The 21644-nt window shown below is 54.2% G+C and carries 18 protein-coding genes; 10 read left to right on the forward strand and 8 right to left on the reverse strand.

The window, feature by feature from the left end; all coding sequences use genetic code 11:
- Nucleotides 1-120: 120 nt before the first annotated feature.
- The 5 genes from rnc (at nt 121) to ACR2TX_RS14980 (ending at nt 4008) form a co-directional block, all read left to right on the forward strand.
- Nucleotides 121-813, forward strand: coding sequence for a ribonuclease III (rnc, locus tag ACR2TX_RS14960; RefSeq protein ID WP_086135515.1), 693 nt, complete (start codon nt 121-123; stop codon nt 811-813).
- Nucleotides 810-1691 (forward strand): GTPase Era, encoded by an 882-nt coding sequence (era, locus tag ACR2TX_RS14965; protein WP_434129954.1) that lies wholly within the window; start codon nt 810-812, stop codon nt 1689-1691. Before rnc ends, era begins: the two co-directional genes overlap by 4 nt.
- Nucleotides 1651-2436 (forward strand): DNA repair protein RecO, encoded by a 786-nt coding sequence (gene recO / locus ACR2TX_RS14970; protein ID WP_347257528.1) that lies wholly within the window; start codon nt 1651-1653, stop codon nt 2434-2436. The genes era and recO overlap by 41 nt, the downstream gene beginning before the upstream one ends.
- Nucleotides 2436-3188, forward strand: a complete 753-nt coding sequence (gene pdxJ / locus ACR2TX_RS14975; RefSeq protein WP_086135516.1) for a pyridoxine 5'-phosphate synthase — start codon at nt 2436-2438, stop codon at nt 3186-3188. Before recO ends, pdxJ begins: the two co-directional genes overlap by 1 nt.
- Before the next feature lie 163 nt (nt 3189-3351).
- Nucleotides 3352-4008, forward strand: a complete 657-nt coding sequence (locus tag ACR2TX_RS14980; protein ID WP_133716826.1) for a hypothetical protein — start codon at nt 3352-3354, stop codon at nt 4006-4008.
- Nucleotides 4009-4033: 25 nt separating this feature from the next.
- Here the strand turns inward: ACR2TX_RS14980 and ACR2TX_RS14985 are convergent, their stop codons facing one another.
- Nucleotides 4034-5299, reverse strand: coding sequence for a GGDEF domain-containing protein (locus tag ACR2TX_RS14985; protein ID WP_347257522.1), 1266 nt, complete (start codon nt 5297-5299; stop codon nt 4034-4036).
- A 287-nt stretch (nt 5300-5586) separates the two neighbouring features.
- On the opposite strand from ACR2TX_RS14985, the gene dusA reads away from it, so the two are divergent.
- The 3 genes from dusA (at nt 5587) to hemH (ending at nt 8176) form a co-directional block, all read left to right on the forward strand.
- Nucleotides 5587-6561: a tRNA dihydrouridine(20/20a) synthase DusA gene (gene dusA / locus ACR2TX_RS14990; protein WP_077729212.1), complete on the forward strand. Its 975-nt coding sequence runs from the start codon at nt 5587-5589 to the stop codon at nt 6559-6561.
- Between the two features lie 63 nt (nt 6562-6624).
- Nucleotides 6625-7182, forward strand: coding sequence for a GTP cyclohydrolase I FolE (gene folE / locus ACR2TX_RS14995; protein WP_077729211.1), 558 nt, complete (start codon nt 6625-6627; stop codon nt 7180-7182).
- Between the two features lies 1 nt (nt 7183).
- Nucleotides 7184-8176: a ferrochelatase gene (gene hemH / locus ACR2TX_RS15000; RefSeq protein ID WP_434129956.1), complete on the forward strand. Its 993-nt coding sequence runs from the start codon at nt 7184-7186 to the stop codon at nt 8174-8176.
- Between the two features lie 14 nt (nt 8177-8190).
- Here hemH and ACR2TX_RS15005 read toward each other — a convergent pair whose 3' ends face one another.
- A complete protein-coding gene (locus ACR2TX_RS15005; protein WP_077729209.1) occupies nt 8191-9051 on the reverse strand; it encodes an HDOD domain-containing protein in 861 nt (286 codons plus the stop codon).
- 172 nt (nt 9052-9223) lie between these two features.
- Here ACR2TX_RS15005 and ACR2TX_RS15010 point away from each other — a divergent pair, with 172 nt between their 5' ends.
- Together ACR2TX_RS15010 and mrcB are read left to right on the forward strand one after the other, a co-directional pair.
- Complete coding sequence (locus ACR2TX_RS15010; protein WP_077729208.1) at nt 9224-11062, forward strand: putative bifunctional diguanylate cyclase/phosphodiesterase; 1839 nt, start codon at nt 9224-9226, stop codon at nt 11060-11062.
- Nucleotides 11063-11127: 65 nt separating this feature from the next.
- Nucleotides 11128-13461, forward strand: a complete 2334-nt coding sequence (gene mrcB / locus ACR2TX_RS15015; RefSeq protein ID WP_086135436.1) for a penicillin-binding protein 1B — start codon at nt 11128-11130, stop codon at nt 13459-13461.
- On the opposite strand, the gene ACR2TX_RS15020 is transcribed toward mrcB, so the two are convergent.
- From ACR2TX_RS15020 to adk, 6 genes are all read right to left on the reverse strand, one after another.
- Nucleotides 13458-16238 (reverse strand): FimV/HubP family polar landmark protein, encoded by a 2781-nt coding sequence (locus ACR2TX_RS15020; RefSeq protein WP_434129958.1) that lies wholly within the window; start codon nt 16236-16238, stop codon nt 13458-13460. The genes mrcB and ACR2TX_RS15020 overlap by 4 nt on opposite strands.
- Nucleotides 16239-16521: 283 nt before the next feature.
- On the reverse strand, nt 16522-17544 hold the full coding sequence (locus ACR2TX_RS15025; protein WP_133716819.1) for an aspartate-semialdehyde dehydrogenase: 1023 nt from the start codon (nt 17542-17544) through the stop codon (nt 16522-16524).
- 18 nt (nt 17545-17562) lie between these two features.
- The gene (gene leuB, locus ACR2TX_RS15030) at nt 17563-18651 is read right to left on the reverse strand and encodes a 3-isopropylmalate dehydrogenase (protein WP_133716818.1); all 1089 of its coding nucleotides are present in this window, start codon (nt 18649-18651) and stop codon (nt 17563-17565) included.
- A gap of 33 nt (nt 18652-18684) precedes the next feature.
- Nucleotides 18685-19326 (reverse strand): 3-isopropylmalate dehydratase small subunit, encoded by a 642-nt coding sequence (leuD, locus tag ACR2TX_RS15035; protein ID WP_077729203.1) that lies wholly within the window; start codon nt 19324-19326, stop codon nt 18685-18687.
- Entirely contained in the window at nt 19323-20882 is a 1560-nt protein-coding gene (gene leuC, locus ACR2TX_RS15040) for a 3-isopropylmalate dehydratase large subunit (RefSeq protein ID WP_077729202.1), read from the reverse strand. Before leuC ends, leuD begins: the two co-directional genes overlap by 4 nt.
- Before the next feature lie 103 nt (nt 20883-20985).
- On the reverse strand, nt 20986-21630 hold the full coding sequence (gene adk / locus ACR2TX_RS15045) for an adenylate kinase (protein ID WP_077729201.1): 645 nt from the start codon (nt 21628-21630) through the stop codon (nt 20986-20988).
- Nucleotides 21631-21644: the final 14 nt, after the last annotated feature.

A 21644-nucleotide genomic window follows, 5' to 3' on the forward strand; every position in this document is an offset into this window, starting at 1 on the left:
TTCTGTGTGCTTGCCATCCGCGTCAAATGACGCGGACCCGCATAAATCGGTTGTTTCTCCGAGCTGTCACTCACTCGGACAGGTCGTTATGTGCTTAACTCGTATCCCGCCGGTGGACTCGTGATTTTGGAACCGGAAAAGATCGCCAAAAAACTGGGCTTGCATTTCAAGAATCCCGCCTTGGTCAAGAGAGCCTTGACTCATCGGAGTGCTGAGAGCGAGAACAATGAGCGGCTCGAATTTTTGGGCGACTCCGTGCTCGGGTTTGTGATCGCGGAAAGGCTTTATGACAAGTTCGCGGAGGCGGACGAAGGCGTGCTCAGCCGGTTGCGCGCGACTCTCGTGAATCAAAGCTCTTTGGCGGAATTGGCGCGTAAATTAAATCTGGGGGATTACTTAGTTCTGGGGTCGGGCGAATTGAAGAGCGGCGGATATCGGCGCGACTCGATTTTGTCCGACGCGCTGGAGGCCGTCATTGGCGCTCTGCTTATCGATCAAGGGATGGATGCCTGTCGGGAGTGGATTTTAAACCTCTTTGCCGAGCCGATAGACCGTCTTTCGCTGCGGGATTGGAAAAAGGATCCGAAGACCCGATTACAAGAATTGATGCAAGCGCGAGGACTCGAATTGCCTACCTATACCCTCAAAACGGTCATCGGTCAGCCGCACGACCAGAGCTTTTGCGTGGAGTGCCGCGTGTCGCTGATCCCGGTTTCCTGCGAGGGCGTAGGGCCTTCCCGGAAAAAGGCCGAACAGCAAGCGGCAGAAAAGATGCTGACTGTGCTGGCGGAAAAACTGGGGCTCAAACCATGAAAGCAGGCTTTGTCGCGCTCGTGGGGCGCCCGAACGTCGGTAAATCTACCCTCCTCAATCATCTGGTCGGACAAAAAATCAGCATCACGTCCCGCCGGCCGCAGACGACGCGGCATCGGATTTGCGGTATCAAGACCACCAGAGACGGACAGATTGTTTTTGTCGATACTCCGGGCATTCATGCCAGCCAAAAGCGGGCGATGAATCGCTACCTCAACCGCGCAGCGGTCTCCGCCCTGCTTGACGTCGATGTGATTGTCTGGCTCATCGACAGACCGATGTGGCTTTCCGAAGACGAGTTGGTCCTGGAGAGGATCAAGTCTGCAGGGGTGCCTGTCATCTTGGTCATCAATAAAGTCGACAGGCTCGAGGATAAGGCGCTTTTATTGCCTTTTATGGAAGAGGCGGCGGCTCGCCACTCGTTTGCCGATTTGGTTCCGGTTTCCGCCTTAAAGGGCACGAATCTGGACGTTTTGGAGCGGAAGATCATCGAACTCTTGCCGGAGGGCGAACCGATTTATCCGGAAGATCAAATCACCGACAAGCCGGAGCGTTTTTTTGCCGCCGAAGTCATTCGGGAAAAATTGCTTCGTTCGCTGTCCCAGGAGGTGCCTCATGCGCTGACGGTGGAGATCGAGCAATTCAAGCTCGAGGGCGGATTGACGCGAATCAGTGCGGTGATTTGGGTCGAGCGCGAGGGTCAGAAGGCAATCGTCATCGGCCGCAGCGGCGAAGTGCTCAAGAAGGTCGGCGAGCGGGCGCGGCATGAACTGGAACGTTTGCTCGATTGCAAGGTTTACCTGGAGCTTTGGGTTAAGGTCAAGAAAGGTTGGTCGGATGACGAGCGTGCTTTGCACAGCCTCGGCTACAGCGAATGACGCGAGCAAGGGTGCTTCTCGGGACTTCCAAGGCCGCATCTCGCTGCAGAACGGATTCGTCCTTCACAGTAGACCTTATCGCGAATCAAGCCTTCTTCTCGACGTATTTACATTGGATTTCGGTCGCCTTCGCCTGCTGGCAAAAGGTGCGCGCAAGAGCAAAAGAGGATTGCATTCTCTACTTCAGCCATTCGTTCAATTGCGTCTTTCCTGGGCGGGAAAAGGCGATCTACCAGTCTTGACGGCTGCGGAATCCATCGGAGGAACCAGCATCAAGTTGAGCGGGCCCAAGCTGTTCTGCGGATTTTATGTGAACGAGTTGCTTCTCAATTTTCTCCCTTCCCGCGATCCTCATCCGGAAGTATTCGATCTATATCGGAATACCTTGGATCAACTCGCGGCAGATGACGGCATGGAACGGATTCTAAGATTATTCGAAGTCTCTCTGCTGGGCGAGATGGGTTACGGTATGGCCTTTGATCGGGAGGCAACGTCCGGGCAACCGATCGATCCGGCAAAAAGATATGTGTACAGAATTGAGGAAGGTCCGGTAGAGAACGATGAAAGGGCTGCGGATTCGGTCGGAGGCGCCACCTTGCTTGCATTGGATCGGAAGACGCTGAACGATCCGGATGAACTTCAAGAGGCGAAGCATCTGATGCGACGAGTAATCAATTATTATCTCAACGGAAAATCTCTTAAAAGCCGGGACTTTTTCAAGCAAGTCACAAAAAGCAGACCATGATGACGACCTCTCGCCCTATCTTACTCGGCGTAAACATCGATCATATCGCCACCATTCGACAGGCTCGGCGTACCAAATACCCCGAAGTGATCCAGGCGGCCTTGCTCGCGGAGCAAGCTGGCGCCGACGGTATTACCGCTCATCTTCGCGAGGATCGCCGGCATATTCAGGACAGAGACATCGGATTGTTGCGAGAGATGATCGAGACCCGTCTAAACCTGGAAATGGCGGTAACCGATGAGATGGTCGCTATCGCAAAAACCGTGCGGCCACAAGCGTGCTGCCTGGTTCCGGAGCGACGCGAAGAATTGACCACGGAGGGTGGTCTGGATGTGTCCGGAAATTTCGAACGAATTCGTGCCGCTTGCGAAACGCTGGGCGAAGCCGGGGTGGAGGTCTCCCTGTTCATCGACGCCGATTTTCGGCAGATCGAAGCGGCAGCGAAAACCGGTGCTCCCGTGATCGAATTACACACGGGCCACTATGCCGATGCCGCTTCGAACAAGGAAAGTAAAGATGAGTTTCACCGCTTAGCACGGGCGGCAGAGTATGCATCCGGAATCGGCCTCAGAGTGAATGCGGGGCATGGATTGAATTATCACAACGTAGGGGAAATTTGCCGCATTCCCCAAGTCGAGGAGCTCAATATCGGGCATTCCATCGTGGCGAGGGCGCTGTTCGTCGGGCTGGAGCGAGCGGTGAGCGAGATGAAGCGGGCGATGGTATCGTCGCGCTTATCAATTGACCCATAGGGCTTATTCTGCCATAGTTGAACAGCTATCGAATCGAACAACTGGTCCGCTTTCTCGCATTCCGTCGTAATCGAGATGGCGCGTGGTGTAGAGAATGCTCGGGGCCCAAATCAAATATAACGATGGTTCGCGATAGCTGGGGCAGCATAGCGGAGGAGATGGGGTGTACGAAAGATATCAGAGCGAGTCGACGACTGCGCCAGCATTGCGCGCCGGGACTACGGTTCGGTATCCAGTGTCGGCCGCTTGGTGGCGAGCTCCGCAAGTGCTTGTCGCCTTGCTTGCGGTTTGTCTCTGTTCGTTGGTCATTCTCTATTATTTATCGACGCGTCTTGAAACCACGGTAGCCGGTCCAACGGAAGGTCACGCCCGGATCAAGGCGATCAACCAGCAAATGGAAGCGCTGCAACGCAAGTTCGGCATTCTCTTGGCCGAATCGGTCGAAATGAGACTTAAAACCCTTCAGAAGAACATTGAGGCGGGAGCGGTCAGTTCCGCGGATCTCGAGGCCTTTGAGCAATTAAAGAGCGATCTGGTGCTGTTGGAAGGTTATGCCGAAGCCGGCGGAGCCAATGCGTTCGACAACACCGAGATCGAGCATTCCCGTTTCCGGCGGTTACCCGGTTCGGGAGTAGTCCGTAACGAAGAGCTTATGGATGAGGTTTTGCAGGTAAAGAACCTGCTTTACTTTTGTGCCGCCAGTCTCGCAACGACCACTGTTCTCATCAGTGGCTATTGGTTGAGACAGCGGAGTCGGGCGTATCGCCTCCACTCGGGAATGACCGCTGTTCCGATGCTGGCAAAGAAGCCCGGCGATTGATGCCTGGTCTGGACCTCAGGAATATTTAGGTATTCGACGAGTCACGATTCTCGTGATGCCCCTTTTTGACATGCTCGGCTTCGATCCGGTTTTTTCCCATCCCCTTGGCGCGATACATTGCAGAGTCGGCCCGCCTGATGAAGGAATCCGCCGATTCGTTTGACACGTACACGGTGATGCCGGCGGAGAAAGTCGGCAAAGCCATGGCCGTGCCGCCAATTGAAAACGTGGTTCGGTGGACCTGCGCCTGAATTTTCTTGAGCGCCCATAAAGCGCCATCCAGCTCGGTGTTGGGAAGCAGTACGATGAACTCTTCGCCGCCGAAACGGGCTACGTGGTCGTGACGGCGAAATGCAGGAAGGATTTTTTGGGCGTAAATTTTGAGAACTTCATCGCCTGCAGCGTGGCCGTAACGGTCATTGATTTCCTTGAATCCGTCGAGGTCCACCATGGCCAAGGCCAAAGGGGTGTAGTAACGTTGCACGCGTCCGATCTCATCCTCCAGCCGATTCAAGAAGGCTCGCCGATTGGAAAGCCCGGTTAATTCATCCGTAAGGCTCAGTTGGCGAACTCGTGTGAATTCCAGATCGGTCTTTCGATTATTCGTCTCCAGCAAATCGAGATAAGCTCGGATAATGTCGATTTGTTTGGCCTGATGTTGATGTTCGTTTAACAAAGCGTCGGTCTGCTTTAGAAGTCCAGATCGCGCCGTATCGGTGAGCAAAAAATTTTCGGGATGGCTCAACGCCTGAGCGATATTCTTCAGCAACTGGCCGGAATGTAGATTTGCATCATCAACTTCGTTAAGGCTTGCCGTCAACGACTTGTGGATTTCGGCCATTCCTACGCTTTGTCCTTCGCGAGGCGGCGGCGCGGGGTCCGTGTTATGTGATGTCTTTTCGGAAGTCGTCACATGGATTTCTGTGGCCTTAGCCCTTTGTGCAATCACGTCCGGTTTGTCGGGCGAGGGTTCATGGTCTCCTATGATTCGATCGGAAAAGGCAAAATTGGAATGGAACAAAGAATGTTTGAGGTCTTCAACGCCTTTAATTAAGGTGTTTAATTCCGCTAAGGATAAAGACGGACTGAGCAGAGTTTGGAGAAACTCGATTCGTCGCGCGAGCCACTGGCTTCTGTCGGAAACCAACTGTTCAACATAACGGAGAAGTTGTTGAACAAGGGCGCGGTAACGGGTTTCCCTCGCGTTATGAATTTGGGTCAGCGACTCGAAACTATTTTGAATATGATCGATAAGAAGAGGTTCGGACGGGTAACGCCTTAACGCGTGCAAATTGGAGAGTATCCGTTCGAAATCGGCCGGCCGCGATTTCATGACTTATCAAGTGTTAAGGTCAAAGAAGTTAAATTCCGACACGATACTCTGAACATCGAATGCGACAAATAGCTACAGTCTAGTGTGTCCTGGCTGGAAACAAGGAGTGGCTTTCACAGTCCCGATCTAAGAAATTCCCATTGTATTTTTGTCGAAAAAGCCGCGATTCATTCTACCGGTAATCGCTTGCTAATCAATCCTTAAGGCTACAGCCTGTTTTCCACTTCCTTAAGACGACCATCCATATGCAGAGAGTTTTGAGCATAGCCCCGATGTTGGATTGGACGGATCGGCATTTTCGCTATTTTGTACGCCTAATTTCTCGGCGGGTGCTGCTTTATACCGAAATGGTCACCGCCGGTGCGATTTTGTTCGGGAATCGCGACCACTTGCTCGGCTTCCACCCCGCCGAAAAGCCGTTGGCGCTTCAATTAGGCGGCAGCAACCCTTCGGATCTTGCCGAGTGTGCGAGAATTGCCGAAGCGTATGGATATGATGAGATTAATCTCAATGTCGGATGCCCGAGCGATCGGGTGCAGAATGGGCGGTTCGGTGCATGCTTGATGGCCGACCCCGAGTTGGTTTCCGAGTGCGTGGCCGCGATGGCCGGTGCCGTATCGCTTCCGATCACCGTCAAAACCCGAATAGGCATCGATGAGCAGGACTCCTATGAGGATCTCGCGCGCTTCGTCGAGATCGTCTCGTCCGGCGGTTGTCACACCTTTGTCATCCATGCCAGAAAAGCGTGGCTTAAAGGCTTATCGCCTAAGGAGAACCGGGAAATACCACCGCTAAGATACGATGTGGTCGATCGAATCAAAGACGATTATGCGGCACTCGAAATCATCCTGAACGGCGGTATCGTCGATCTGGATCAGGCGGGGCTGCATCTTGAGCGGTTCGACGGTGTGATGATAGGACGAGCGGCCTACCATCAACCGTACTTGCTTGCAGAGGCCGACCGGCGATTTTTCGGCGATGACCGTCCGGTCCGCTCCCGGCGTCAAGTGGTCGAAGCGCTGTTGCCGTATGTCGAAACGGAATTGGGGCGGGGCGTACGTTTACAAGCCATCGCTCGGCACATTTTAGGGTTGTATCACGGTATGCCCGGCGGGCGGGCATGGCGTCGGCATCTTAGCCAGCATGCGACGAAAGCAAATGCGGGAGCGGATGTGCTTCTCGAAGCCACCCGCTATTGCGAAGAGTCAATATGCGTTTGATCGAGAAAGACATGGCGCATTCCTGCGCGATATACTTACCGATCACTATTAGCGACATCAATCATGCAAAACGTAATGGAGCATCTTTTTTCCCAAATCATACAATCTCTTGGGGAGGATATTACCCGAGAAGGACTAGTGGATACGCCTAAGCGGGCGGCGGCGGCTTTTCGTTTTCTCAATAGCGGCTACAATCAGCGCCTCGAGCGTGTCCTCAATAATGCCGTTTTCGAGGCGGATACGGAGGATATGGTGATCGTGAAGGACATCGAATTGTATTCATTGTGCGAGCACCATCTTCTGCCGTTCATCGGTAAATGCCATGTCGCTTATCTGCCTAAGGGTAAGGTGATCGGGCTTTCCAAGATCGCGCGCATCGTCGAAATGTACGCTCGCCGTCTTCAGATCCAGGAGCGATTGACCAAACAAATTGCGGACGCCATTCAGACCGCGATCGATCCCGCGGGGGTTGCCGTAGTAATCGAAGCCAAGCATCTGTGCATGATGATGCGAGGCGTCGAGAAACAAAACTCGGTTATGACCACCTCATCCATGCTGGGTTTGTTCCGCAAACAAATCAGTACCCGTTCGGAGTTTCTGGATCTTATCAACAGAAAATAGCGTGACAGAAGCAGGGAAATCCCACCGTTGGGGTGTGCTTTTGGTCAATCTGGGTACGCCCGAGGCTCCAACCACGGCCGCAGTCCGACGCTATCTGGGCGAGTTCCTATGGGACTCCCGTGTCGTGGAACTGCCGAGGCCAATTTGGTGGATGATCCTTCATGGCGTGATTTTGCGGGTGCGGCCATCCAAGTCGGCACGAGCGTATCGGTCGATCTGGACCGACAGAGGCTCCCCGTTACTGGTGTTCAGCACGGATTTGACTCGATCGGTGCAAGCCGAGATCTCGGCGAGAATGGCTGGGGAAATCGTGGTAGAGGTGGCGATGCGCTACGGTAAACCCGGAATTCGGGAAAAATTGGAGAAGTTGAATAGCGCCGGGGTCGATGGACTTCTGATTTTGCCGTTGTATCCCCAGTATTCGTCACCGAGTACCGGGACCGTATTCGATGCGGTCGCCTCGGTGTTGAAGAATTGGAGATATGTTCCGGAGACCAGATTCGTCAGCGACTATCATGATTATCCGGCGTATATCCGGGCTGTGGCGAACCGAATCGAAGATTTCTGGCGCGACAATGGCGGACCTCATTTTTTGTTGTTTTCATTTCACGGTTTACCGGAACGAAGCCGCTCCCTAGGCGATCCTTACCATGAGCAATGTCGTACGACCGCAAAGCTGATCGCGGCTGAACTGAAGCTTCCGGAGAATGCTTGGCAGTTAGTTTTTCAGTCCCGTTTCGGCCCGGGGCGGTGGCTTCAGCCTTATTGCGTCGATGTGCTAAAAGCACTGCCGCAAAAGGGCGTTAAGGACGTCGATGTCGTTTGCCCGGGATTTGCCGTGGACTGCTTGGAAACCTTGGAGGAGATCGGCATTACCAACAAGGAGGTCTTTGAAAGAGCGGGTGGTGCCCAGTATCGGTTAATCCCCGCGCTGAACGATAGTCCGGAACATGGCCGCGTCCTGGCTGGTTTGATTACAGAGCACTTGCGGTAAAAGATAAAAGTCGCTCAACCGGCATAAATAAGCTTGAATACTTGATTGAATTGTTCGTCGAGTTTTTGGGCCAACTCATTCGCAGTTGCGATGTCAGTGCCGAAAAGACTCGGCTTGTCCATGTCGGTTACTGTGGTGTCGCGTGATGCATGATTAGAATAGCGTGAATAAACAAAGGATTGTGCCTGAGCGACCAGGGCTGCTTCGCAACTGAACACGTCGGCATTTTCCGGCGTATCGTGGTGCTCGATAGTCACGGCGATGATCTCCGGCAGCTTCCATAGCCGAGCCAATTCGGCGCCGACCTGATAATGGTCGAATCCGATAACTCGTCTTTCTCCTTCCTGATAGCTTATGTTCTCCGATTCCGCTAAAAGTGCCGCGGCACGGGCCAATTCCGGAAGGCGGTGATATACGACCAATCGCCCTATTTCATGTAATAGTCCACATAGAAATACGGCCTTTAGACGTTCGCCAAAGGGATGACAACTCGCGAATAATCTTGCCAATAGCGCACAGCGCACGCTCATGGCCCAGAATTCCTTCATTGTCATCAAGGTATTCGTTAAAGATGAAAATTTATCGATCACTAAAGTAGTTAATACCAAACTCCGAATTTCGTGGATGCCGACGATATTGAGTGCACGATGAATGGAGGTGACTTTGGTCGGAATTCCATAAAAGGCGCTATTGACGACCCGTAGCAGCCTTGCTGTGAGACCAGGATCATTTTCAATCAGTGTGCCGGCATCGCGCAGATCGGCCCCCGGGTTATCCAGTAGTTCATTCAGTTTTAAGAATAACTCCGGCGGGGAAGCTAATTGCACGTTCCCATTCAAAATTACGCGGACGCTAAGCGGGGTGAATGCATACATCGCTTTAGCTCTTGATGCGCATACCTAATACTATCCTGTCGTTAATTTGATTTGACTGATACGCCGATAAGTGGCATCTATATCACAGTTGGTTCATGGAAGACTTTATATGTGACGCGAGTTCCAATTGCCTCCTTTATTCTAACTGAGCTTCAGGTTTTTATCGGGTGCTATGACGCCAACCAACCAGTTCGGCGAAAAGTTAATTATTATCGGTGAGCATAATGAGCGTCATCGTGCCCAAGTCGAGTTAATCCTATCCGAAGCCGGTTTCGTGAATTTCGTAGCGGTCTCTAATGGAAGAGAACTTCTTGAGCAATTGAGAAAATTCCAGCGGAGCCCTGAAGAAATCGGACTTATTATTCTTAATAGTAGCCTGCCCGAATGTCAGATTGACGAGTTTTGCCTGTCTTTTTCCTCGATAGACGAGGGAATCGGCATTCCCGCTATCATTTTTACTGAAGAATCGGTCGAATTGGACAGCACGCAAGTACGCCGCCTAACCCAGCTGAGCAGGCAAGGCGTCAGTCTGATTACCAAGCCTATTCGCGGACGCGATTTTATCCCCTTGGTTAACATGAGTTTGATACTCAGAAACGAGCGTCACCTGAGACGTAGCCAAGAAGAGCAACTTTTAAACGAACTCTCCGAACGCAAAATCATGGAGGCCCGATTCAAATATCTCGTGGCCCACGATGAGTTGACCGGCCTTGCAAATCGCCGGAGCTTGGAAAAGAAACTTCAGCTAGCCATCCACCGGTGCCGGAACTTCGATCAGGAAGGTGCATTGCTGTACCTGGATCTTGATCGGTTCAACATGATCAATGATCTTGAGGGACACGAGACCGGCGATCGTTTATTAGTGGAGACGGTCAGCCTGTTGCACGGCACGCTCGATTCGGACCACATCGCAGCCAGGATCGGAGCTGACGAGTTTTGTATCTTTCTAGAAAACGTCAAACAGCAGGAGGCATTGTCCATCGCTGAACGGCTCCGCCAAGCCATGGATGGTTTTCGCTTCGTTACCGGACAAGACAGTTATCACATATCGGCCAGTATCGGTGTGGCCCTGCTGGAATCGCGGAGGATGGCCAGTCATCCGAGTGTGCTGATTGCCGAAGCGCATCAGGCCTGTTACGCAGCGAAGGCGAACGGGCGTAACATGGTTCAGTTGTATAACGACAAAGATACCGAGGCTTGCACGCGGCGAAGCGACATCTTATGGGTTCCGCTGATCCGGGAAGCCTTGATGGAAAATCGGTTTTTTCTGGTTTTTCAGCCGGTTGTCAGGGTCAAGGACGGTGCCATTACGCACTACGAGGTCTTGATCCGGATGAGGGGCAAGCGTTCGGATATATTCTCGCCGGGAGAATTCATTCCGGTCGCCGAGCGCATGGGTTTGATTCACCATATCGACCTGTGGGTGGTCGATAAATCAATCGATTTCCTGGCCTCTCTGCCGGAACACCAGTCGCATGTCAGTCTAACGATAAATTTGTCGGGTGTTGCATTTCAAGATCAGTCCTTGTTACCCCTGATTAAACAAAAATTGGAAATGACCTGGATCTCCGCGTCTCGGCTTGCATTCGAGATTACCGAAACCGCGACTGTCGCGAATTATCAGCAAACTCGGGAAATGATTGCCCGCATAAGGGCGCTGGGATGCCATTTTGCCTTGGATGACTTTGGTGCTGGCTTTAGTTCGTTCGATTACATCAAAAAGTTTCCAGTCGATTATTTGAAAATCGATGGACAGTTCATAAAAAACCTGCTTCATGATGAAACAGACCAGGTACTTGTCAAGGCAATGATCGATATCGCTCGGAAGCTGGGAAAAAGGACCATCGCCGAATTTGTGGAAAACCCGAAGGTTCTTTCTCTCTTAAAAACGCTCGGCATAGATTATGTCCAAGGTTATCTGATCGGTAAGCCGGAACCCCATCTACTCGACAAAACGACTATCTCGATTAACGAGATCGCCGGTTCTTCGCAGTCGACTCAAGCTGCCTAGCCGAATCCGCTGTTTTTAGTTTCCGGTCCAGTTGATTAAGTCCTGACGGGCATATTTTTTATCCCATGCAAAACACCAGACGCGGCAAGACGCCACGCAAAAAACGGTCGTCCATCTTGTCTTTTCTGAACGCGTCATTTCGGCGCATCGCACTGTATTTGTCTCCCTTCGTGATCGCGATCATCGTCGGATATCTGGCCTATGTGGACCACACGGTCCGTCAGCAATTCGAGGGTAAGCGCTGGTCTTTGCCGGCCCGGGTTTACGCCAGCCCCGTCGAGTTGTTCGCCGGTTACGAGATGAGTGCCGATCGGCTCGAATGGTTATTGGAGCAGCTGAAATACAGAAACGATCCGAGCTTGTCATCGCAGGGTACTTATTTCAGGAAGGGGGCCGAGTATACGCTGAAGACGCGCGATTTTCGGTTCTGGGACAAACTAGAAAACTCTCGCAACATACGGGTGCGATTCGATGCCGGGCAAATAAGTTCGGTTAGCGACCCCGAAGACGCCAAGCCCCTGGCATTGTTTCGTTTGGACCCGGTCCAAATCGGGACGTTTTATCCGGCTCTGAAGGAAGATCGTATATTGATCAAGCTCAATCAAGCGCCGGAGCTTCTCTTAAAGGCCCTGTTCTCGGTGGAAGACCGGGATTTCTACGAGCATTTCGGAATTTCGCCTCGCGGCATTCTTCGGGCGATGTGGGCCAACATTCGCGCGGGGGGAATCGTGCAGGGAGGCAGCACCTTGACTCAGCAGCTGGTAAAGAACTTTTTTCTAAGCTCTGAGCGCACCTGGTGGCGCAAGCTTAACGAGCTGGTCATGGCATTGGTATTGGAGGCGCGTTATTCCAAGGATGAAATTCTGGAAGCTTATCTAAATGAAATTTATCTCGGTCAAGACGGTGCCCGAGCGATACACGGGTTCGGTTTGGCCAGCCAGTACTATTTCAGCCGATCGCTGGAAGAGCTGGAACTGCATCATGTTGCTCTGTTGGTGTCTCTGGTGCGAGGGCCATCCTATTACGACCCGTTTAGATGGCCGGAAAAGGCAAGGAAGCGTAGGGACCTGGTATTGGACGAGATGGTGGAACAAGGGCAGATTGCAGCGAGCCAGGCCGAGGAGGCTAAGGCAAAGCCTCTGGATGTGGTGAAGAATCCGCACCAAGCCATCAGCCGCTATCCGGCTTTCCTGGATTTGGTCAAGCGTCAGTTGCAGCAGGAATATCGTCCCGAAGACTTGACCTCGGAAGGGCTCCAGCTTTTCACGACACTCGACATATTCGCGCAGCACTATCTTGAATCGGCCGTCGAGACAACGCTGAAAAAGCTCGACAAACAGACCCGGACGACGCAACTGGAAACCGCCGTTGTGTTTACTCGCCGCGCTACCGGCGAAGTAGCCGCTTTAATGGGATCAAGAGACCCGCAGAATTCCGGGTTCAATCGCGCATTGGACGCAGAACGCCAAATAGGTTCACTGTATAAACCCGTCGTTTATTTGACGGCATTGGAGAATCCGCAACGCTACACGCTGATGTCGCCGCTGCAAGACATGGAGGTTCGGATCAGGAATCCCGGCGGCCGGCCGTGGACACCGAAGAATTACGATAATCGGGAGCACGGCATAATTCCTTTGCATAAAGCCTTAGCGCATTCCTTTAATCTGGCGACAGTTAATTTAGGCATGGATGTCGGGATTGCCCGTACCGCGGAAACCTTACGGAAATTAGGGGTTGAGAAGTCGGTGGAGCTGGTTCCGTCGCTGTTGCTGGGCACCGCCTCGCTAACCCCGTTTGAAGTCGCCCAAATGTATCAAACCCTGGCCAGCGACGGCTTTGTGGTTCCGCTAAGGGCGATTCAGGCGGTTGTTTCACAAGAGGGGAAGACCCTGCAGCGATACGGCCTCAGTGTCAAGCAGTCAATCGATTCAGCGGCGGTTTATTTGGTCGATACGATCCTGCAGGAAGTCATGCGGGAGGGTACCGGGAAATTTGCCTATGCCTATTTGCCTTCCCATTTCGACTGCGCCGGAAAAACTGGAACGACCAATGATCTCAGAGATAGTTGGTTTGCTGGATTTACCGGCGATTATGTGGGCGTAGTCTGGGTCGGGCGTGACGACAACCAGCCGGCAAAGCTAACCGGCGCCCAGGGCGCGTTACCGGTTTGGGCATCTACCATGCAAAAAGTGAGTAAGGAGTCGCTTGAGCTGGAGCCGCCCGAAAACGTCGATTTCGTTTGGATCGATCGTGCAAATGGCTTGAGATCAGATGAAAGCTGCCCCAGCGCGATTCGCTATCCGTTTATTGCGGGTTCTGCCCCGACAGACGTTTCGCCATGCGGTCGGCTGTCGAATCCACCGGAAGGAGTCGACTCTTGGTTTAGGCGTTTATTTTAGGTCCGGCGGCCAGGGCTAGCGAGAGATATGGGTTCCGGCTGAGCGTCTTGTATGCTTAATCTGCCCATCAGCGCTCTTGCCTCCGTTTTCTGTTGCTCATTGCCCATTTCCAGAACTTCCTTGAGCATGTCCAGCGCCGACTGCTTATCATCCATGTCCGCATAAGCCTTAGCCAAATCCAGTTTGGTTTCCAACTGGTCCATGTCGGTCAACGGCGCGTACTGATCCTCGTTTTCATCTGAAAGATTCTCCAGATTTTCCGTGTTTAGCGCTTCGCTTTCCGCTTGAACAGACGAAGCCAAGTCAAGCTCGAAATTGAAATCCGATGTTTCGAGATTCGAAATGGACGCGACGCGGTCCGATTTGGATACGTCATCTTGCGGTCCACTGCTTTTATTCAGCTCATGCAATAGGTCGTCTATGGATTGATCCGCTTCTTCGTGCGTTTTAGTTTCAGGATGAGCTTTCAGTTTGCCCGCGTCAAAAGCAATCAGGTTGTCAAGTTTCGGCAGCTCACTCTCGGGCTCCTTTGAGTTGGCTTCAGAGTCCTCAAGGCCGAAGGAACTGAAATCGAAATCAAACATTTCATTGCCGGATGAGGCGTCGTCAGACTCCGGCTTGTCTTTGTGCTGTGCATTGGCCGCTAGCTCGAGCAAGATATCGTCAATGCTGTTCTCCGAACCCTGTGTTACGGGTTCTTTTCGGGAATTGGACCCCGGCTTGTCGGTCTCAAAGACGATGAGATTTTCGAGTTCTGGAGATTCATCTTCAGGCTGAGCTGTGACGACGGAAGGAGTTTCGCTCCGAAGATCGTCGACATCGAATTCCATGACGGGGTGCTCGGCGGCGATTGCCTGATCTTCATCTGGGTTTTGCGCATCGAAATTGAAGTCGAGAGAAACACGCTTTTCCTCTGCGGATGTCGATGTTTCGGCCACCTCGCTATCGAAGCGCTTCAGATCCTCGATGAGTTCATCGGTAAGATCGATAGAGCCCAGGATGTCCCTTGCATTCGCATCAAGAGCCAAAGGTCGGCTGGACGATGGCGACGCGCTAAACAGCGAGTTTCCGGGACATAATTCCCGTCCCATTTCAACCACATTTTCCCAGAAGTCGGCATCGCCGTCTTTACCTTGTCTTTTGAGTTCCTGGGCGAAACGCTCAAAAGCTTCTCGGTTCTCGGTGGCGTAATGAATTTCCAGAAGCTTGAGCTTGCATTCGTCTCGTTCGGGGTACTGCTCTATCGCGTTCCGGATCAAATCCTCCGCCTGCTTGTAACGGCCGTAAGCGAGATATACATCGGCTTCCGAAATCGGGTCGACTTCGTCCGCCTCGGCTCCTAAGGCGTCAAAATCGCTCGGCGTGAATTCGCTCAGAAAAGAGGTTTTTGTAGCGGTCGTCGGTTCCGAGATTGTGGAGTTGAATTTGGACTCCGCTTTTTTCGCCTTTTGCAGGTTTTCTTTCTCGGTCGCAAGCAAGATGCTTTCGGTCTCTTCGATCATGGCCGCACGGCGACGGGCAAGCAGCCATGGTATGACCGCCAGCAACATCAGACCTCCTGCTGCGGCACCGAGATAGGTCGGCTGATCGAACAAGTCGTCCCAAATGCTGCTCTGTTCAGGCTGCGGCGGCGCGGCAGGAACGGGCTTAGGCGCCTCGACCTTCGGCTGCTCGGTCTGGACGGCGGTGGGTTGGGGTGTTTGAGCCGTTTCTGGAACCGTCTCTGGAGAAGTCGGCGGATTCGCCGGCTGGGTGGATGGCTCCGCCGGCTTCTGTGCTTCCGGAGCCGGTGTCGTTTGAGCTGTTAGCTGTTCCGGATTAGGGGGCTCTTTCTTCGCCGATTCGGCCGAAGGTTGTTGTGCTTGTGGTTCTTGCAGCAGCGCAATCTGTTCGTTCTTCAGGGTCAAGAGACGATGCATCTCCGTCAGTTGCTGCTCGAGCTGAGTCAGGCGGGAACGGAGATCCTCGTTTTCCTGTTTGAGCGTCTCTGCGATTTCGAGCGCAATTTCTCCCTTGGATTTCCCGGCGCCATCCGTGCTTCCTGCGACCGCTTCTTCATCTTTCGTCTTGGTATCGGATGCGGCTAACAATTTGAGCTGAGTTTGCGTCGGCTGTGTCGCGGAGCCCGTCACAGCGCCCAAGCTCTGTGCCTTGTTACTGCGGCTTGCGACTTTCCCAGTCCGACTGCTTGATCGATAAAGCTCATCCCGCGCTTGCGAGCTGGTGAATTGCAGAACAAATTCGCGATCGGGAATTTTCAGCGTTTCTCCTGCCTTCAAAGTGTCCGGCGTGTCTCCATAAAACGCATGTGGGTTGTGCCGGTAAAGGGCGACGACCATTTGTTCCTGAGCGATGCTTGGGTCGCGATTTACCTGTTTGGCGATTTCCCAAAGCGTGGAATCTCTTTTGACTGGCCCGTATTCAGAACCTTGGATCGGACTTTCAGACTCGGATGAAGCGCTTGCCGTCGAAGCACGGGGCTGGGACTTGCGGGGCGAAACCTGGGCATCCGCAGTTTGCGGGTGGTCATCGTTCGGTTGCTCGAATACCGATGGAGATCGTGAGTCGACGAGCGCGCGATCAGAGAAGGTGGCAGGCGGGTCCAGCAGTACGGTATATTCACGTACTACGCGCCCGCGCGGCCAATTGACCTCTACCAAGAAGCTGACGAACGGTTCGTGCATGACATCGTTCGAACTCACCTCGATGGCATAGCTGCCATCGGGTTTTTGCACGGCGGTAAAACGCAGTTTGGTGAGAAAATAGTGCCGTTCCAAGCCGGCCTTGGCAAACGCTTCCGGGGACGCCAAAGCGATTTTGACGTCCGCCAGGGAATCCCCGCCGGAAAGAACTAGCGGAATCTCGGCGTTTAGCGACTGATTCAGGGCGGAGCGTAGCCTGATGTCTCCAATACCTAGCGCACTCGCTCCCATTGGGGCCAGTAGACTCATCATCGCCAAGGTTTTTGATAACTTACGCACTTATTGCCGCTCCTTTGTCCAATCGTTCCCGCCATTCATGGTGGCGGGAGCTGCCTAGATTGCTGAAGGAAAGCTTAGCCTAGATGTATGTTTTTGCCAGCACCTCGGCGATTTGTACGCTGTTGAGCGCCGCGCCTTTTCGTACGTTGTCGGCTACGACCCAAAGATCCAAACCTCGCGGGTGGGAAATGTCTTCGCGGATGCGTCCGACATAAACGGCATCGTGCCCGGCTGCGTCGGTAACCGCAGTCGGATAGCCGCCGGGCTTGTGTTCGTCGATCACCGCCACTCCCGGAGCACGGCTGAGCAATTCCCGCGCATGCGCAGCGGTGATTTTTTCCCGAGTCTCGATATGGACCGCCTCGGAGTGGCCGTAAAATACGGGTACCCGCACCGTAGTCGGGTTCACCTGGATACTGTCGTCGCCCATGATTTTGCGGGTTTCCCATACCATCTTCATCTCTTCCTTGGTGTAGCCGTTATCCATGAAGACGTCGATCTGGGGGATGGCGTTGAAAGCGATCTGCTTCGGATAGACTTCGGGGTTGATCGGTTTGCCGTTAAGCAATAAAGCGGTTTGCTTGCCGAGTTCCTCGATGGCCTTTTTTCCGGTTCCGGATACCGCCTGATAGGTGCAGACGTTGATTCGCTCGATGCCGACAGCATCGTAGATCGGCTTCAAAGCGACCAGCATCTGAATCGTGGAGCAATTCGGATTGGCGATGATTCCCCGGGTCTTGTACTGCCCGATGGCCTCCGGATTGACTTCCGGCACGACCAAGGGGATATCCGTCTCGTAGCGGAAACAGGAGGTGTTGTCCACGACCACGCAGCCGGCTGCCGCAGCTTTAGGGGCGTAAACGGCGGAAACCGATGCGCCTGCGGAAAACAGGCCGATCTGTGCCTTGGAAAAATCGAACTCGGCCACATCCTGCACGGTGAGATAGCCGCCTTTGAATTCCACGCGCTGGCCGGCGGAGCGTGCGCTGGCCAGGGCATACACCTGGCCAACGGGAAAGTTGCGCTCCTCCAGGATGGACAGCATGGTCTCGCCCACCGCGCCGGTGGCGCCCAATACTGCAATATCGTAAGTCTTGCTCATGGGGAAACTCGTTCGGGATTAGCGGTTCAATGATCGTAAAGCGGATACGATGGCATCGCCCATATCGGCGGTTCCGACCTTCTTCATGCCTTCGGAGTAGATATCGGCGGTTCGGTAGCCTGCGTCCAAAGCGGCTATCACCGCGTTTTCGATCCGGTCTGCGGAGGCGGCATCGTTGAAACTGTAACGCAGCATCATGGCCAGCGACAGTACGGTGGCGATGGGGTTGGCAACGCCCTTGCCGGCGATGTCCGGTGCCGAACCGTGAATGGGCTCGTACATGCCCTTGCCGTTTTTGTCGAGCGACGCCGAAGGCAGCATGCCGATGGAACCGGTCAGCATGGCGGCACAGTCCGAAAGGATATCGCCGAACATATTGTCGGTCAGCATGACGTCGAACTGCTTGGGCGCGCGCACCAGCTGCATCGAGGCGTTATCGACATACATATGGCTGAGCTGGACGTCCGGATACTCGCGGCCGACCTCGATCACGATCTCGCGCCACAGTTCGGTGCACTCCAGCACGTTGGCTTTGTCGATGGAGCACAGCCGTTTGTTGCGCTTTTGAGCGATCTGGAACGCGATATGGGCGATGCGGCGGATCTCCGATTCGCTGTAAATCAAGGTGTTGAAGCCTTCCCGTTCGCCCTTTTCATTGATGCGGCGGCCCCGCGGTTTGCCGAAGTAGATGCCGCCGGTCAGTTCGCGGATGATCATGATATCGAGTCCCGAGACCACTTCCGGTTTCAGCGTCGAAGCGGCGACCAACTGGGGATAGAGAATCGCTGGGCGAAGATTCGCGAACAGTTCCAATTCGGCACGTATTCCCAGAAGGCCGCGTTCCGGTCGCACCGAATAGTCCAGCGGTTCCCATTTCGGACCCCCGACCGCGCCCAAAAGCACGGAATCGGCCGCTTTCGCTAGGGTCAGGGTTTCTTCCGGAAACGGCGTGCCTTTGGCGTCGTATGCGGCACCGCCGATCAAAGCGTCTTCAGTTTCAATGTCAAGCCCGAATTCCTGTCTCAGGCAGTCAAGCACCTTTAATGCCTCGGCGACGATTTCCGGGCCGATGCCGTCGCCGGGCAGCACTGCGATCTTCTTGGTCATGCGATTGATGAGTCTCTCTTTGTTTTTTGGAAACTAAGCGTATTCCGGGAACAGCCAAGGCGCGGTTTGGCGGCGGCTCGCTTCGTAAGCCCGGATCTTGTCGGCATGCTGAAGGGTCAGGCCGATGTCGTCCAGGCCGTTGAGCAGGCGGTATTTCCGCGAAGGATCGATTTCGAAATGGATTTTGTCGCCATAATGGGTGGCGATCGTCTGTGTTTCCAGATCTACGGTGAGATCGACGCCGGGACCCGCTTGCTCGAAAAGGCGGTCGACGATTTCGGCATCGAGTACGATGGGCAGAATGCCGTTCTTGAAGCAGTTGTTGTAGAAAATATCGGCAAAGCTCGGGGCTATGATTACGCGGAAACCATAATCTGCCAGAGCCCAGGGCGCATGTTCGCGCGACGAGCCGCAGCCGAAATTCTCGCGCGTCAACAGAATTCGCGCCCTGAAGTAGCACGGTTGATTGAGCACGAAATCCGGGTTCAAAGGGCGATACGAGCAATCCATGTCGGGTTCGCCGCGATCCAGGTAGCGCCACTCGTCGAATAGATAGGGACCGAAACCACTGCGGCGAATGGATTTCAGGAATTGTTTAGGAATGATCGCGTCGGTGTCGATGTTGGCGCGGTCCAAAGGGGCGACTCTGGACGCGAAACGGCGAAAAGCTTTCATTGCTCGGATTTCCTCTTTCGCGCAGACTGATTTCGGGTCGTAGGGGCGGGTTTGGACGTTTTTACGGCAGCAGCCGATTTCGTCCTCGATGCGGCGGCGGTTTTCGCCGGCGCTTTCTTGGCCGGTGCTTTTTTGGGTTCGCTTGCGGGAGACGGCAGTTGACGGATGTCGACAAAATGCCCGTAGATACCGGCCGCCGCCGCCATGGCGGGACTCACCAGATGGGTGCGGCCACCGTAGCCCTGGCGTCCTTCGAAGTTGCGGTTCGATGTGGACGCGCAGCGCTCGCCCGGTTCCAGGCGATCGGCATTCATCGCGAGGCACATGGAGCATCCGGGGTCTCGCCATTCGAAACCTGCCTCCCGGAAAATTCGGTCGAGGCCCTCCTGTTCCGCCTGACGTTTCACCAAGCCGGATCCGGGAACCACCAGGGCCTGCTTGATGTTGCTCGCGAGCTTATGGCCCCGGACCACCTCGGCGGCAGCGCGCAAGTCCTCGATGCGGGCATTGGTGCATGAACCGATGAAAATCTTGTCTACGCGAATATCGGTTATGGCCGTGCCTGGCTTCAAATCCATGTATTGCAGGGCGCGCTTCATGCTTTCACGTTTCACGGGGTCCGTTTCCCGCTCAGGGTTGGGTATCGCGGTATCGATGGGCAATACCAACTCGGGCGAAGTGCCCCAGGTGACCTGGGGGTTGATAGCGGCGGCATCGATCTCGACCACTTTGTCGAATACGGCACCTTCGTCGCTCCGAAGTTGCCGCCAAGCCGCCACCGCCTTGTCCCACAAATTCCCTTTCGGAGCATAAGGCCGGTCTTTCAGATAAGCGATCGTCACCTCGTCGACGGCCACCAGTCCGGCTCGGGCTCCGGCCTCGATCGCCATGTTGCACACGGTCATGCGTCCTTCCATCGATAGGCTGCGGATCGCCGATCCTGCGAATTCGATGGTATATCCGGTGCCGCCGGCGGTGCCGATTCTGCCGATCACGGCCAGTACGATGTCCTTGGCCGTGACGCCTTGGCCGAGCTGCCCTTCCACCTTGACCAGCATGTTCTTGGCTTTTTTCTGAACCAGGCATTGCGTGGCCAGCACATGCTCCACTTCGGAGGTGCCGATGCCGAAGGCGAGAGCGCCGAAGGCTCCGTGCGTCGAGGTATGGGAATCGCCGCAGACGATGGTCGTGCCGGGCAGGGTCGCACCCTGTTCGGGGCCGATCACGTGGACGATGCCTTGGCGATCGTCGTTCATGCCGAATTCGGTAATGCCGAAGTCGGCGCAGTTCCGGTCCAGCGTTTCGACCTGAAGCCGTGAAATGGGGTCGCTGAGGCCATGTTCGCGTTCGGCCGTCGGCACGTTGTGATCGGCCGTCGCCAGATTGGCTGTAACCCGCCAGGGCTTACGGCCCGCGAGCCTCAGCCCTTCGAAGGCCTGCGGCGAGGTTACCTCGTGAATCAAATGGCGATCGATGTAAATGAGAGTCGATCCGTCCGGTTCGGAGTAAACCACGTGATCGTCCCATAATTTGTCATAAAGGGTTTTGGCGGCCATGGGCTCTTATGAGTGGCGGGTTTTACACGGGGAATGCTGCGCTCCAGCTAATTACTCAGGGGCGGCTTCCCATGGATGTTGGGGTTTGTCCGATAAACCGAAGTTATTCCAACAGCGAAAAAATCTTATCGCGAATGGCTTCAACGCTGCCGACGCCGTCAATGCTGGAGAATTTGACGGCTTCCTGTTCGGCCTTTTGCTTGTAATAGCCGACCAATGGCTTGGTCTGTTCGTGATAAACCTCAAGACGCCTGCGCACGGTTTCTTCTTTGTCGTCGTCCCGTTGAATCAGGGGTTCGCCGGTGACATCGTCCAGTCCCTCGACCTTGGGCGGATTGAAGATGACATGATATGTGCGTCCGGAAGCAGGATGGACGCGCCGACCGCTCATGCGCTTGACGATTTCCTCATCGTCCACCACGATTTCGATGACATGGTCGATATCGACGCCCATCTCCGCGAGCCCTTCCGCCTGAGCGATGGTTCGGGGGAATCCGTCGAACAAAAAACCGTTCTTGCAATCGTCCTGGGCAATGCGTTCCTTGATCAGTCCCAGGATGATTTCATCCGAGACCAGGGCGCCCGAGTCCATGACCTTCTTCGCTTCGAGACCCAATGGCGTGCCTTCTCTCACGGCAGCGCGCAGCATGTCGCCCGTCGAGATCTGCGGAATGTTGAATTTTTCCATTATGGCTTTGGCTTGAGTGCCTTTTCCGGACCCGGGGCTTCCGAGAAGGATCACGCGCATGTCATGGACTCCGT

The organism is Methylocaldum sp. GT1BB, assembly GCF_051027545.1.
In the GTDB taxonomy this organism is placed as follows: Bacteria; Pseudomonadota; Gammaproteobacteria; order Methylococcales; family Methylococcaceae; genus Methylocaldum.